We start from the raw sequence: 12,818 nt of genomic DNA on the forward strand, positions 1-12,818 counted from the left end.
TCCCGATGGCCGAATTGCCGCTCAATGATCCGCGCTGGACCCCAATGCATGTGTCCATTGAAAAGCGCAAGCGACGAACCGGAGACCTCGGGTTAGCTCTTTTGGACACCGAACGGTTAGCGGCGAGCGACAAGGTTCGCACCATGCGCCGAAACCGCCGCACCGGCGAGGCCAAGCCTGTAGAGGCGTCGGATTGGAAGGACTATTTCATCGGCCACGTCAGTCCGACGTCCGTCATCATCTACCGCCAAACCGATCCAGACCGGCACAAGACCGACGAATACGGCAACCTGGTCGCCGAGCCGCTGGTCGATTGGCTGTTCTATGAATGGCAGCCAGATATCGACGGGCTGAATTCCGCCGACGCCGGCCGCAGGCCGGAGAAGCGCAAAGCCAGTGGCGGGGCACCGCGCAAATTCACCGCGCAACAGCAGCAATGGCTGCAGAACAAATACGGCCGAGGACTGAAGGCAGAACCGCGGCTAGCCAAGCATGAAGGCGCTGTCGAATACGTCAGGGGCTTAGCTAAAACCAAGTACGATATTGATGCCGGGCGCAATACGTTGCTGGAGCATATCATTCGTCCGGTGCTGCGCGCAGCCAAAAACAACCAATAACAACCTGTTTCTGGAAGTTATCGGTAGCGATGCCGCCTTTGCGCGGCGCGTTCTCTGGCGTCAACTGGTCCCCATGCAATTACTCTGTGTGGAGCCAGCAGCAATGCCCCGCCCTAAAGTCATTAGCCGCAAAAAGGCTACGGCTCGCACCGAACCAGCCGCGTTCGTCGACGACGCCGACGCCTACAGCATCGAGGAGTTTTGCCGGCGGCATCGCCTCAGTGTGCAGCTCTTTTACAAACTCAAGGATGAGATGCCCCGCACCTTCAACATCGTCAAGCGGCGGTTGATCTCTCGCGAGGCTGCCGCGCGCTGGCGCGCCGAGCGTGAAGCCGCCGGCCTGTGCTCTGCAACCGAACAATCCGCATAACCGAACAACGCGCAGCCGCTGCTGAGACGGACTGCGCGCTGATCGAGGAAACGTCTCGGCGAAACTGCCGGCGCGGCAAGGGGTGAGGTCCAAGAGCCGCGCCGGTCAAAAACTCACAGAAGGAGTAAGCTGCTGTGAACATCGACAACATAACGACGGTTGATGCCGTCCGCAACGCCCCCACTGCCTCGGTCTGGATCCACGACGATGGTGGCCGAGCCGTAGCCGGCTTCGCCGGCAAGACCGGTGATTGCGTCACCCGGGCAATCGCCATCGCCACTGGCTCACCTTATCGCGAAGTCTACGACGAGCTGTTCCAGCGCAATAAAGAGTTTGCCACCACTTCGTGCGGCCGTAAGGCTCGGCTGACTACTGGCCGTGGCGCCTCGCCACGCAATGGAGTTTGGGGAACCGAAGTTGCGCGCCCCTATCTACTGTCGCTCGGTTGGACGTGGCGTCCGACCATGCACATTGGGTCGGGCTGCAAGGTCCATCTGCGCGCCGGTGAACTACCTAATGGTCGGCTTGTCGTCGCCCTGTCTGGACACTGTGTCGCCGTAATCGACGGGGTCGTGCACGACATTTACGACTGTACGCGCGGCGGCACCCGCTGTGTGTACGGCTACTTCCGGTGCAATCAGCAAGTCTTCGGCTAGCTCTGTGGCGTCGCGCACAAATGCGCGGTGCTTTCTTTCGATCAAACTACAGGCAACACAAATCAGGAGAGTACGATGCTCGAACACTACAACCCCATTCTCAAAACGATAAGGGGCCTCTGTCCCACCGCGCATATCGGCGGAGGCGCTGTGCGCGACAGTCTGCTGGAACGGCCGATAAGGGACATTGATCTGTTCCTTGACGATGCTTTCACCGATGACGCGGCAACGCTGCTGCGGTCCAAGTTCGGCTACGTCAAGGTCGGTCAATGGACCAGCTACGAGCACTTCTCCGATCCCGCTGTGGTCCGCCTCGCCAAGTTCGAAAAGGCCGACGAGACCATCCCCGTCTGCCTAATCGGACTGAAAGAGACGTGTGGCATGCAGGGCAACCTGAGCCGCTTCGACTTCGGAGTGTGCATGGCGGCCTGGGACGGCGACGACGTCTGCACCGCGCCGGAATATTTTGCCGATGTCCACGGCAAAACCTTCACGCTGTGCCGCGCCGATAACCAGCCGCAATCCGACTACTCGCTGTCGCGCTTTCACAAATTGACGGCGGATCGATATTCGGGGTGGGATCTGGTCGTGCCCGCGGAATTCGAGGAGCTGGCCCGTGAGCACACTCTCCGCAAGGTCTGGTACCGCGATCCTGACAGCGACGCGCTGAAGTACCGCGAAGCTGGCCCGCAGCAATTGAAGCCCAAAGCCCGCTGAACGAAGACGGGGGCGACCCTGCGTCGGATCGCCTCTCTCCAAAGCAGCAAGAAGGAAAATCAAGATGACAAGCGAGATCATCAAAGCCACCACCGCCGCCGTTGCGCTCGCCGACGGTGCTGATCCCTTCCAGGCATTCGCCGACGCGGTGGCTCCGCAATTCATTGTCGGCAAGTTGTTGAAATTTTCCAAGGGCGACTGGATCAGCGGTGAATACAATGAACCCGTCGAGCAGAAGGCACTCATTGCCGGCCTGCACGCCCTCGCCACCGGTTGGGTACGCTGGAGCAATAATAAACCCGCCGAAACCATCATGACGACCGTCAACAGTCGACAGGTGCCGCCTCGCCGTCACGAGCTTGGTCACGACGATGAGGAGGCATGGGAGGCTGATGATCGCGGCCAGAAAAAAGATCCGTGGCAATTCACAACCTACCTGCCGATGATCGGCGCATCCGATGGAGAGATTTTTACCTTTAGCGCTTCATCGAGAGGGGCACTCGATGCAGTCGGCAAACTCTCGCGGACGTATGCAGCCCATCGCCGTCGCGCCCCGAGTGAACTGCCGATCGTCGCTCTCGGCAGTAGTGGGTACCAGCACCCGCGTCGCGAATACGGCTTTATCAAAACGCCGCTGTTCACGGTGTCGGGCTGGGCCGAAGTGGCGCGCTTCAATGAAACAATGGTGGCCGCCGGCTACGAACCGCCGGATATCGAGGAGGCCCCCGCACCGCCTCCCAACGACATGGACGACGACATCCCGTTTTAAGCCACCGCGGCGATCGGGCGGGATCTCTCTCCCGCCCGTCACTCTCTTTTTTCACGCGGAGAGTTTTGCCATGAAGACGCAGCAGGACAACCTGAGCACCGCACTGGCGCTTGCCTCGGCCGGCATCAAGATCTTTCCCGCCGGCGCCGACAAGCGTCCGCTGCTCAAGGGATGGCAGGAAGCAGCAACCTGCGATGCCGACCAGATCAACACATGGTGGGATCGCTCGGCTGCACTTCCCGCGATCCCATGCGGACAAAACGGCCTGCTCGTGGTCGACTGCGACAGGCACGGCGGACCCGACGGTGTCGAGGCTTTCAAGAAATTGGCTGTTGCCAATGGTGGCCTACCACGCGGCCTGCCGGTAGTGCTGACGCCGAGCGGCGGCGCGCATCTGTATTTCAAGCAGCCCAATGGCGAGGCGCTCGGCAATGGCCGCGGGACGCTGCCGCAAGCCATCGATTGCCGCGGCAACGGTGGCTTTGTGATCGCACCTGGTGCGCGCCTGCCGGACGGACGCGGCTGGAAAGCGGTAGAAGGACGCGTGCCGATCAACAAGGCGCCGCCGCTGCCGCGCTGGATCGAGGCTATCCTGCGCCCGCCGCAGCGCGAGGAAGCTCGCGAGCCGAACAACAACGAGACGAGCGACGAGCGCGGCCGCGCCTATGCGGTGGCGGCGCTCAAGGGAGTTGAGACCGAGCTTGCCGCGGCGCCGGCTGGCGAGCGCAACGAACGCCTTTACAAAACTGCGTTCCGGCTTGCAACCATGGCGGCGCGCGGCTGGCTGATGGAGAGCGAAATCCTCGAGGCGCTGGTGCGGGCTGCCGAAGCCAACCATTACCTGCGCGAGCACGGCCACCGCGCAACGATGAAGACGATCGAGAGCGGGCTACGCGACGGCCTCGATGTGCCGCATGACGATCTCGAGGACCGCGACGACGGTGCCGCACATGCAAGCAGCGGCAATGGCGCGGGCCAGCAGCAGCAACAACACGAGCAACCCAGGCAGGAGCGCAAACAGCGGCAGCGCGAGACCGGCGATTGGAATGATCCGGATATGTCGATCCTGGACGACCGCCGCGGTGAGTTGCCCGACCTGCCGATCGACGTGTTCCCGCGGAGCATGCACCGCTGGATGCGCGAGGCGGCGAGCGGCGCCGGCGTCACTGTCGGTCACATCGCGCTGCCGCTGATCGGCATAGCCTCGGGCCTGATCGGCGTGGCGCGCCGGGTGCAGGCGACCCGTTCGTGGCAGCAGCCGATGACGTGCTGGACCTGCCTGGTCGGGCTGTCGGGCTCAGGCAAGACGCCGTCGCTCGACGTGGTCAAGCGCTCGCTGTCGGTGGTGGAGCGCAGCCGGCAACAGGACAACGCCGCGCGCCAACTGGCCCACGAGACGCGGATCGAACGCGCCAAGGCGGCGCTCAAGAAATGGAAGGACGACGTTGCCGCCGCGGTCGACGCCGGCCAGCCGCCGCCGGTCAAGCCGGCCGAGGCGGCGGACGTGCGCCCGTTCGTGGTGCCGCGGCTTTTCGTCAGCGACTGCACGATCGAGCGGCTGGCGCCGCTGCTAGAGGCGCGGCCGCGCGGCGTTACCTATGTCGCCGACGAGCTCGCCAGGCTGTTCATGAATTTGGAGCGTTACAGCGGCGGCTCGGATCGGGCATTCTGGCTCGAAGCGTGGGACGGCAACAGCTTCGTCGTGGAACGCCTGGGCCGGCCGCCGGTGATGCTGCCGCACCTTCTAGTCGGCGTCGTTGGTGGATTCCAGCCGGACTTGCTGGCGCGCAGCTTTGCCGGCGACAGCGACGGCATCTATTCCCGGTTTTTGTATGCGTGGCCGCCCGAGGCGCCGTTCCGTGAACCGGCCGACGATGCGGACGAAACTGATCCCGAGATCGTCAACGCCTTTGGCCGGCTGGCGAGTCTGCAAGCCGGCGACGACGACGCGTTCGCACCGCGCAGCGTTCCACTGACGGCTGATGCCAGGAGGGAATTTGCGGCCTTTGCGGAATTTGCGCACAAGGAAAGACAATTTCTGGATGGGCGCGAGCGCGAATACTGGTCGAAGAGCTCGGGGCATGTCCTGCGGCTGTCAGGCACGCTGTGTTTCCTAGAATGGGCCTGGAGCGGTGGCGCCGAACCGGTAGCGATCGAGGCGCGCCATGTTGGGCGCGCGGTGCATCTGTGGAAGGGCTACCTGTGGCCGCACGGGCGGGCCGCGCTGCGCCTGGTAGGGCTTAGCGACAAGCACAGCCATTCCCGCGCGGTGCTGCGCTGGCTGCATGCCAGCAACAAGACGACGGTGTCACGCGAGGAGGTACGCCGCGAGGCGCTGTCACGGCGGCTCGACGCCGGCGAGGTGCAGGCACTCCTTGACTTGCTGGTGCGCGCCGGCTGGCTGCGCGAGGTCACCTTGAAGGTGTCGGGACCTGGACGACCACCGCGAAGGTGGGAGGTCAACCCGCGTCTCTTTGAAGTCCCTCTTTAATGGCGCAAATACCGGAAGCCCCGGAAATTCGACCAACAGTAATTTTGCGGCTTTTCCGGTAGTTTCGCCAAGGGGGTGAGCATTCGTAAATCCGCACCAACCGGACGCCGGCAACATGAGGAGAGAACCGATGAAATTTGAAATTTTGACGCCAAAGAGCGCGCGTTGGAAATCGTTTGTCGTACTGCTTGGGAACACCCTGACGGATGGCTTGCCCGAAGGTACGTGGCGCTGTGGCAACGATGGCAGCGGCGGCTCAAGGCACCGCTATGCGGAAGCGGTGATGGCGGAGCTCGGCGGAATAGACATTGACGGCACGCTCGCGTTTTTCCGGGAGCATGGTGGCTACTGCGATTGCGAGATCCTGTTCAACGTGGATCGTCCAGATCTGAATGGTCCACTTGATAGCGCTGGCGTTACATCCGCCGCAGCCTGAACCTTCGCCGGCCGGCGTTGTTGGTGTATCTTCCCTGCATGCCCAACCACCGCTTCCATGGATCGGCGGCCTGGAAGAAGGCGCGCCGCGTTGCCAGGATCGAGGCGAAGCATACCTGCGCCAGGTGCCACGCCTTCCTGCCAGGCAAGGGAGAACTGCATGTGCACCATCGGAAGTCGATTGAGCGTGCGCCTGCGCTAACGCTCGAACCGCTTAACCTCATGGTCCTCTGTTCCGAATGCCACAACAAAGTGGAGCCGCGCACGGCGTCGCGCAAATTGTCAGCGTGTGACGAACAAGGCTGGCCACTAGATCCAAAACATCCTTGGAATGTGCTTGGGGGGATGGATAATTTTTCCTAGGGCATCAAAGGCCACCGGCGGCGGCAGTTTCGTGCATCCATCTTGGAGCGACCTGGTCGCAACCTCGGCGCACCGGGCGACGATCGGCGGCATCACGTCATTGGGTGGCTTCGGCTTGCCCCAAAATCCAACCCTCCCAGCCATTGGTCCCGGCGGGAGCCGCGCGCCGTCGACCTTCGACAACTTCGATCATACCAAGCAGGCCGATTGCCGCATCGAACTTGTCCTCACCGTCTTTGCCAGGTCCAAACCCGGCGGTGAGCGCGTCGTGCATCGCGCTTGTGAGCTGGATGCCGTGCATCTCGCATCTTTGGTCGAGCCCTTCCGTCGCCTTCCGACGATCTTCGTGACGCCGCTTGCTGCCGCCAGGAGGAAAACGGACGCCCACGTGCCCATACGCCTCGGCCGGGTAGGTTTCGCAGATGACGAGCCTACCTGCCTCGCTCAGCTCAGTCAGCATGCCGTCAAACGGCCAGAGAAGCGCACCCGCTCGTCGGGCTGGCTGGATGATCTCTAGCCAGCCGGAAATCGCGGCTTTACCAACCTGATTAGAACCGAGGGTCCAGAACAGTGGACATGCAGCGGGACGATTAGGGGTTGCTTTCTCGCACTGTCGCCTGAGCGCATCAATTTTCTGAACCGCAAGGGCCTCGATCAGATGAATTTGACGGACCGATGAGGATGCCACACGAGGATAGAAAGGGCGGTGAAGCGATATCTCCTGCGCCCGCTCGGCCACGTCATAGAAGCGTGACCACGGCCCCACACCGAACGCATCAATGGCTTGGCAAAATCCGCCGAATTCAGTCCTCCCGCCAAAAACCGACGGTAATCCTATTGGAAAGTCAAAGCCCGCAAGGGTCGATTGCGGCTCACGGAGCAGGTCTTTTAGAAAGCCCTCGACCGAACCGACGGGCCGCGGTGCGTCCACGGTCCAGTCTGTCGCGGTCCTCCGAGCTTCGGCAGCCCATCGCTTGACCGCGGTCGTGCTCCAATCAGCGTGGATGAGGCGAACAAAAGATGAGTTCATGCGCTCTACCAGGCCGTCGCTGGACCCGACAGTATCCACGCCGCGCCGCTACACATGATGCAAGACCAAACGATTGAACTCCAGAACAACCAGTCGTCCTTTTCCATCACGGACCTAATGAATTGGGAAATTGGAACGCGCGTCGCACCTCGGGCGCGCGGCCCACGCGTTAATTCAATTCGCTATGACCGTCTTGCTGTTCGCGGCCAGAAACTTGCTATTTCGCGCCAGGCGCCGCGACCTATGACGATCGGCAGCAATCTCCGGCCACCGGGTTAAGCTTCGCCATCATATTCGTTCGGGCGACCGCGTGATTGGCTTCACCGAAAACGCCCAACATCTCGAAGCCCATCCACTCGCAAGGTGGCGATGGGATCGGCGGGCGTATCCGGCGATGATCAGCACGATCAGGATCAGCCCCAGCAAGGCGCTGCCTGCATCGGCATTGGTCGCGGCGAAAGCTGGCGTTGCGGCAAGCATCGCACTGGCAGCGGATAACAGACGTTACAGTTCAATCTCCTTTATGCTTGAGTTCATTTTGCTTTGCAGGGAAAGGTTTCGGCCGTTGCTGCAGAGACCAGCCATGTGCCGACGTGATTGCGTGCCTCCGGATGGCTAGTCAGGTAACGAACAAATATTTCGGTGGCGACGCCATACGGGAGGTCGCGCGGTGCGCAGAAAGCAAAGAACGGCTTGATTGGCGCCCCATCCTTGTTTGCGCCGCTGTGCAGTCTGAACACGTCGAGAGCGCTGCTGACGTAATCAAGGCCAAACGAATGTCGCAGCCCTACTGACGTAGCCTTGGCAAATTGGCATGAGACCGTGACCATCGGTGGCTGCCCGCACAGGGACTGGTAGAGCAAGCATCGCAAACGGCAGCAAGTAACAGACGTTTCAAGATTCAGTCTCCTTTCCGTTTGGCCAAGATCGTCGATGGCGGCGACGAGGCGCCGGTCGAAGCGCACAGCGACGGGCTTGATGGAACCGGGGTTTCATGATGGACACCGCTTAACGCGCGTGCCGGTGTTGGCACTGCTATTGCTTCGTCTTGGGCGTGGCTGGGCACGGAAAAGCGTCGAGCAGCGCGACCATGGCCGTTGAACCGGCGGTGTAGTGACGCGCTTCGGGACGTTCAACCAGACGGCGGGCTATGACATCGGCCACCGACGAAAGCACTACATTGTTAGGAAGGCACACGCCTTTGGGAAGCACATCACCACCCTCTCTGAGAGTTACGAGCGCATCGGCAATCCCTGCAGCGTACCCAAGGCAGAACGCCCGATTTCCGCTTTTGCATTTTGCCAGAAGGTCCGCTCCATCAATGAATTGAGCTTTCGCCACGGTCGCCATTGCAAGCGCGGCGAAGGCTGCGACCATCATTCGGGTCATTTTGCTTTGGTCCCCCACGTCTGCACTATGGTGCCTTCTGTTCCCGACAAGCTTAGAACATACGCTGCTTGGCGGGGCCGCAGGTCAGGTTCATGTGCATTGACATCTGGCTCGACTTACCGGCGTTGAGCTTGGCGCGCTCCTCGGGCCGCATGGCCATGATGCTGATGGTGCCTGCGGTGCGGTCCACTGTGCCGAAAAACACCAGTTCGGAGGACTTGCCGGACAACACCAAATCGTTCTCCCTGATGTCGGTGATGTCGTAGGTGCCGCCGAGCACGCGCACGGTCCGCTGATCGAGATCGATGGTGGCCGTGGTCGGTGCCACAGTGCCCTCGATCCGCTCGGTGATGAACTGGAACATGGTGCCGGTGCAGGTCAGCAGGACCGGCTGAGCAACTGCGGTGGCAGGCGCGCTGCACCCGAGCGCCAGCAGTGCAATCCATCGCTTGAGCAAGTTGTCCCCCTGTTTTTGATCCCGAAGACTGTCAGCGGACCGGTTGGTGAAAGCCGACGAGTACCCAGCGCACGACGAGGCCGAGCATGAGCACGACGAGCGGCACCGCGATGATGAAAATGATCTCGCTCCGGTCGACCGATGGTGCGCCCGGGATACCATACTCGCGATAGTACCGGGCGTTGTTGCTCAGCCAGTTAGATTCGAACATCCATGCGAGGCCCAGCCAGATGATGGTGGCCACGATCCAGAGCCGAAAGAATCCGCGCGACCATGTCATCCGGAGGCCCCTTGCACATCCGTAGGAGCAGGCAGCAGAAATTGCATTACGCTATCGCGCTCCGACTGGGCGCAGGGAGCGATGCGGCAGCGCTAGCCAGCCCTATCCACAGTCCCACGCCCTGCACCATTGACAGCAACAGCTCGGTGGTGAAGCTGGTTATCCGCAAGCTGAACAGGAGCAGAAAAATAAGAAATCCGGTCCAGAGACCGCCGGTAATCATCGCAGCCAAGCCCAAGTTCGCACCCTTGGCGACTTTTTCCATGATCCACACTGCGATAAAGCCGGCGATCACGGCTTGTATGAAGCTCGGGATACCCTCACCGAAGATGAACTGATAAATCTTGCCCGGTGTTTCAATTCCGAACAGAGCGCGGAGATAGAGGAAATCGGAGCTTGCTGACCACGCCCCGGAAACCAACATCAACAAACCGCCGACAACAAAGCCGAGAAGTGTCCCAATCGTACAAACGGCCACCGCAAACCACGTCTGCTGTCTCATGATTCTTTCCCCCAGCCGCTGGGGATCATAAGTGTGGGTCTCGGCTCCCGCAACAGGCAGAGGTGTGGACGAAAGTCAGGGGTTTGAGTCGGAAGTGGGTGCACCCCGGCCGGCGCGGAACTCTCACGCCCAAGAATTTAACCCCGGCCTTCAATGGCTCGGCGGGTTCAGGGCGCGGTGGATGGTGCCGGCGCCGACTTCGGAGTCGATGGCAAGATCGGCGATGGTCTCGCCCTTGGCGTAGCGCTCGGCAAAGCGCCCAGAGAAAACAGCGACATCGAAGTGCTCAATGATGTGGCAAGGACGGTAGCGTAGGTCGGTTCTGGATTTCGGAAAGCAAATCACTGGATCAGGTAGCCCGCAACTAGCCAAATTGCAGCGCTGGCGGCGAGTGTTGCGCCGCCAATCGCTGCCCCCACCGCCCCGTTCATATCGATGCTTCACCAATAATTTCGCCGGATGCCGTCCGGTGATGAAAGCCCAATTGAACTCGGCGGGTTGATTGGTGTCGGTCCTATTTGTAACCGTCGCGCCAGCCTATCCCCGACTTTCGCAAACTACTGCGCCGGCGCATCATGCTGCAAGGTGTCGCGAGGCAATGGGACCTGGCGCGCTCAGTCCGCCAACCGCCAATCGACTGCGGCTTGCTCCCGCCGGCTCGGTGGATACGCATGTTCGTAGCGTTGGCGCAACCGTTTGCCGAGTTCCTCGGCGTTGTCGCATTTCAGCGCCAGCTTGACCAGGAAGCGCAACGACGGCGCGCGCGCCCGGCGCAACTCGGTGCCTTCAAGGCGCGGCACGTCTCGGGGCTCCATGTATTTCACTCCATCGACCAATGCGGGCACGTGCGCCAGCGACACTTCGATATGCCGAAGCGTGGCGTAGCCGGTGAGTTCGGGCACGACGATGACCATGTGGCGCATGGAGAGCAACGTGGTCCTGTTCGAATCGCCGCGCAAGGGGTTCAAATGGCGGTGGGGAAGAGAGAGCCCGCAAGCGTCATCCAAGTCCATTGAAATTAAGCGATATGCGCGACGGTCCTCCGTTGATTCCTGGGCACCTTTCGGACGTGCCCGCGCCAAGCCGACGATGTCTGTTGATAGGGGGCAAAGCGGACTCCGCGCTTGCGCAGCAGACTTCTCAGTTTGGCCCTTAGCCGACATTCGGTACCACGTAAGTCACGCTCCGGCACAGTTGAACATGATCCGCGAATTTCGCTCGCTGCGGTCTAGGTGCCTAGGGCTGCCCCCAAGAGACGGATGCGCGCCTGACATTACCGTCGGCGTCGTCAATCGGCTGCTCCGGCTTGGCCTGCCGTTCGTGATCTGCGCCTTAAGAGAAGCTTCGTTCATTTGATCCCTAGCCAGGAGCGAACGCTCCCACACGCGACCATAGCGTTCAATTGACGGCCTCCTTGGACCGCCAAGCCGATGGGATAGTCGGATGTTTGTTCGCACAGATCACACCGTTAGTTCCGGAACAGTGTCGATTGGCGCGGCGCCGCAAGCGGCGGGTCGATCGCCGTTGGCTGCGGTGGAACTGCTGGGGGACGTGGCGCGGTTGACTTAGGTAGGGAGCGTCGCACCAGGGGAGCTGCCGTCGGCGGTTGCACAATGGAAACGGCCGCCTCATGTGGTGTAGATTTTCTCAGCCTGATTTCGATGCGCCGCCTTTGAGCCACGTCGCCGCCAGATGCTCCGTTCAAGGCAAGGTTCTCGTCCGTATCGATTAGTTGTCCGCCGGACAGAGGGACCAGTTTATAGTTTACAAGTTTCTCCGACTTCCGCAGCACGCTAACGACGGAGACGGCACGCGCCAGGCCGAGGCCTGCATTGTCAGCCGGGGTCAATTTTCCGATCTCGCTGGCGTTAGTGAGAACGGCGTTGAGGCCGCGATCGAGGTTCGACGTGCGGGAAACGGTGCGAGCGGGTACGATGCTGCCCGCGCCGGCTGACGCATCGACGACCGTAGAGGTGATCCGTGGGCCGTAGGCTTGCTCGTCGGTGTGCCCTACAACCTCAACCACATCGACATCATATTGCTTAATTGTTGCAAGGATCTTTTCGAGCGTGGTGGTCATCAGCGCGTCGCGAAACGCCGGCAGAAGTTCCGCGCTTCCAGTGCGAAAGTAATAACCCTTCTCCTCGCTGAGGCTGATAATGGGCGGATACCGGTTGCCACCACCGTCGCCCGCGCTCTTCGATGCTCTTGCAGCGAGCTCGGCCGCAGATTGCGGGGTGAGGCTGGTCCGTTCCGCGTCTGGTAGAGAGCGCATTATCGCGCTCACGATCTCTGCATCGCGCAGAGCTTTGTGGTGGTCGATGCCGGCCTTCCGCAAGGTATCGGTAGCGGCAGCCTTTTCGCGTAGTTCATTTAACGACGTTCCTTCTTTGGCTAGCCGGCTTAGAGCCGCCTTGCTATCAACGAGATCCCGCCAATAGGCATCGATAGCGGTAGGGTCTGCGCCAGCCGCCGCGGTGAGCTTCTCCGCGAGGGAAGTCTCCTTTTTGAGGGCGGCGACCGCGGCAGCATCCCGATCGGCAATCGCTCGCTGGTCTGCGAGTTCCTGCTTCGTCGCCGCTAGCTTGTCCTGTTCTCTTCTAAGAAAAGTCGCCATCGCGATTAAAAGACAGAAGACGAGGAGCAACATAATCTCCGCCATCGTGAGACCTAGAACGAGGCCCCGCCGATAGGTAGAGCTTTGGCGATTGATCTGTCCGTCCATGCGTCAGATACCTCGTT

The 12,818-nt window shown here is 61.1% G+C and carries 17 protein-coding genes; 8 read left to right on the plus strand and 9 right to left on the minus strand.

Translation table 11 applies throughout. The annotated features are described in order from the left end of the window. Window positions 1-5 precede the first annotated feature (5 nt). From ACH79_RS06200 to ACH79_RS45020, 8 genes are all read left to right on the plus strand, one after another. Window positions 6-617: a hypothetical protein gene (locus tag ACH79_RS06200; protein WP_161850221.1), complete on the plus strand. Its 612-nt coding sequence runs from the start codon at window positions 6-8 to the stop codon at window positions 615-617. Window positions 618-690: 73 nt separating this feature from the next. Next, window positions 691-987 carry a hypothetical protein gene (locus ACH79_RS06205; protein ID WP_246738446.1) on the plus strand — a complete coding sequence of 99 codons (297 nt, stop codon included), beginning with the start codon at window positions 691-693 and terminating at the stop codon, window positions 985-987. 134 nt (window positions 988-1,121) lie between these two features. Continuing rightward, a complete protein-coding gene (locus ACH79_RS06210) occupies window positions 1,122-1,643 on the plus strand; it encodes a hypothetical protein (protein WP_202639181.1) in 522 nt (173 codons plus the stop codon). A gap of 75 nt (window positions 1,644-1,718) precedes the next feature. Beyond that, complete coding sequence (locus ACH79_RS06215) at window positions 1,719-2,360, plus strand: hypothetical protein (protein ID WP_161850222.1); 642 nt, start codon at window positions 1,719-1,721, stop codon at window positions 2,358-2,360. A gap of 64 nt (window positions 2,361-2,424) precedes the next feature. Then, window positions 2,425-3,129: a hypothetical protein gene (locus ACH79_RS06220; protein WP_161850223.1), complete on the plus strand. Its 705-nt coding sequence runs from the start codon at window positions 2,425-2,427 to the stop codon at window positions 3,127-3,129. A gap of 70 nt (window positions 3,130-3,199) precedes the next feature. Continuing rightward, on the plus strand, window positions 3,200-5,620 hold the full coding sequence (locus tag ACH79_RS06225; RefSeq protein WP_161850224.1) for a DUF3987 domain-containing protein: 2,421 nt from the start codon (window positions 3,200-3,202) through the stop codon (window positions 5,618-5,620). A 130-nt stretch (window positions 5,621-5,750) separates the two neighbouring features. Next, a complete protein-coding gene (locus tag ACH79_RS06230) occupies window positions 5,751-6,056 on the plus strand; it encodes a DUF2695 domain-containing protein (RefSeq protein WP_161850225.1) in 306 nt (101 codons plus the stop codon). A 38-nt stretch (window positions 6,057-6,094) separates the two neighbouring features. Further along, complete coding sequence (locus ACH79_RS45020; protein ID WP_161850226.1) at window positions 6,095-6,418, plus strand: HNH endonuclease; 324 nt, start codon at window positions 6,095-6,097, stop codon at window positions 6,416-6,418. A 97-nt stretch (window positions 6,419-6,515) separates the two neighbouring features. On the opposite strand, the gene ACH79_RS06240 is transcribed toward ACH79_RS45020, so the two are convergent. The 9 genes from ACH79_RS06240 to ACH79_RS06280 form a co-directional block, all read right to left on the minus strand. Next, on the minus strand, window positions 6,516-7,448 hold the full coding sequence (locus ACH79_RS06240; RefSeq protein ID WP_161850227.1) for a DUF429 domain-containing protein: 933 nt from the start codon (window positions 7,446-7,448) through the stop codon (window positions 6,516-6,518). 533 nt (window positions 7,449-7,981) lie between these two features. Continuing rightward, window positions 7,982-8,278 (minus strand): Rap1a/Tai family immunity protein, encoded by a 297-nt coding sequence (locus tag ACH79_RS06245; RefSeq protein ID WP_161850228.1) that lies wholly within the window; start codon window positions 8,276-8,278, stop codon window positions 7,982-7,984. 205 nt (window positions 8,279-8,483) lie between these two features. Then, the gene (locus tag ACH79_RS06250) at window positions 8,484-8,837 is read right to left on the minus strand and encodes a Rap1a/Tai family immunity protein (RefSeq protein WP_161850229.1); all 354 of its coding nucleotides are present in this window, start codon (window positions 8,835-8,837) and stop codon (window positions 8,484-8,486) included. 52 nt (window positions 8,838-8,889) lie between these two features. Further along, window positions 8,890-9,294 (minus strand): hypothetical protein, encoded by a 405-nt coding sequence (locus tag ACH79_RS06255; protein ID WP_161850230.1) that lies wholly within the window; start codon window positions 9,292-9,294, stop codon window positions 8,890-8,892. Window positions 9,295-9,325: 31 nt separating this feature from the next. Further along, entirely contained in the window at window positions 9,326-9,574 is a 249-nt protein-coding gene (locus tag ACH79_RS06260; protein ID WP_161850231.1) for a hypothetical protein, read from the minus strand. A 46-nt stretch (window positions 9,575-9,620) separates the two neighbouring features. Then, window positions 9,621-10,076: a hypothetical protein gene (locus ACH79_RS06265; protein WP_161850232.1), complete on the minus strand. Its 456-nt coding sequence runs from the start codon at window positions 10,074-10,076 to the stop codon at window positions 9,621-9,623. 150 nt (window positions 10,077-10,226) lie between these two features. Then, entirely contained in the window at window positions 10,227-10,520 is a 294-nt protein-coding gene (locus tag ACH79_RS06270) for a hypothetical protein (RefSeq protein WP_161850233.1), read from the minus strand. A gap of 170 nt (window positions 10,521-10,690) precedes the next feature. Next, window positions 10,691-10,990, minus strand: a complete 300-nt coding sequence (locus tag ACH79_RS06275) for a hypothetical protein (protein WP_161850234.1) — start codon at window positions 10,988-10,990, stop codon at window positions 10,691-10,693. Window positions 10,991-11,544: 554 nt separating this feature from the next. Beyond that, window positions 11,545-12,801 carry a hypothetical protein gene (locus tag ACH79_RS06280; RefSeq protein WP_161850235.1) on the minus strand — a complete coding sequence of 419 codons (1,257 nt, stop codon included), beginning with the start codon at window positions 12,799-12,801 and terminating at the stop codon, window positions 11,545-11,547. Between the last annotated feature and the right edge of the window lie 17 nt (window positions 12,802-12,818).

Source organism: Bradyrhizobium sp. CCBAU 051011 (assembly GCF_009930815.1).
Lineage (GTDB): Bacteria > Pseudomonadota > Alphaproteobacteria > Rhizobiales > Xanthobacteraceae > Bradyrhizobium.

Bases quoted from the DNA above. Each gene is read 5' to 3' on its own strand.
- ACH79_RS06200 (WP_161850221.1), top strand. From the start codon at position 6: ATGGCCGAATTGCCGCTCAATGATCCGCGCTGGACCCCAATGCATGTG.
- ACH79_RS06205 (WP_246738446.1), top strand. From the start codon at position 691: ATGCAATTACTCTGTGTGGAGCCAGCAGCAATGCCCCGCCCTAAAGTC.
- ACH79_RS06215 (WP_161850222.1), top strand. From the start codon at position 1,719: ATGCTCGAACACTACAACCCCATTCTCAAAACGATAAGGGGCCTCTGT.
- ACH79_RS06220 (WP_161850223.1), top strand. From the start codon at position 2,425: ATGACAAGCGAGATCATCAAAGCCACCACCGCCGCCGTTGCGCTCGCC.
- ACH79_RS06225 (WP_161850224.1), top strand. From the start codon at position 3,200: ATGAAGACGCAGCAGGACAACCTGAGCACCGCACTGGCGCTTGCCTCG.
- ACH79_RS06230 (WP_161850225.1), top strand. From the start codon at position 5,751: ATGAAATTTGAAATTTTGACGCCAAAGAGCGCGCGTTGGAAATCGTTT.
- ACH79_RS45020 (WP_161850226.1), top strand. From the start codon at position 6,095: ATGCCCAACCACCGCTTCCATGGATCGGCGGCCTGGAAGAAGGCGCGC.
- ACH79_RS06240 (WP_161850227.1), bottom strand. From the start codon at position 7,448: ATGAACTCATCTTTTGTTCGCCTCATCCACGCTGATTGGAGCACGACC.
- ACH79_RS06245 (WP_161850228.1), bottom strand. From the start codon at position 8,278: ATGGTCACGGTCTCATGCCAATTTGCCAAGGCTACGTCAGTAGGGCTG.
- ACH79_RS06250 (WP_161850229.1), bottom strand. From the start codon at position 8,837: ATGACCCGAATGATGGTCGCAGCCTTCGCCGCGCTTGCAATGGCGACC.
- ACH79_RS06260 (WP_161850231.1), bottom strand. From the start codon at position 9,574: ATGACATGGTCGCGCGGATTCTTTCGGCTCTGGATCGTGGCCACCATC.
- ACH79_RS06265 (WP_161850232.1), bottom strand. From the start codon at position 10,076: ATGAGACAGCAGACGTGGTTTGCGGTGGCCGTTTGTACGATTGGGACA.
- ACH79_RS06275 (WP_161850234.1), bottom strand. From the start codon at position 10,990: ATGGTCATCGTCGTGCCCGAACTCACCGGCTACGCCACGCTTCGGCAT.
- ACH79_RS06280 (WP_161850235.1), bottom strand. From the start codon at position 12,801: ATGGACGGACAGATCAATCGCCAAAGCTCTACCTATCGGCGGGGCCTC.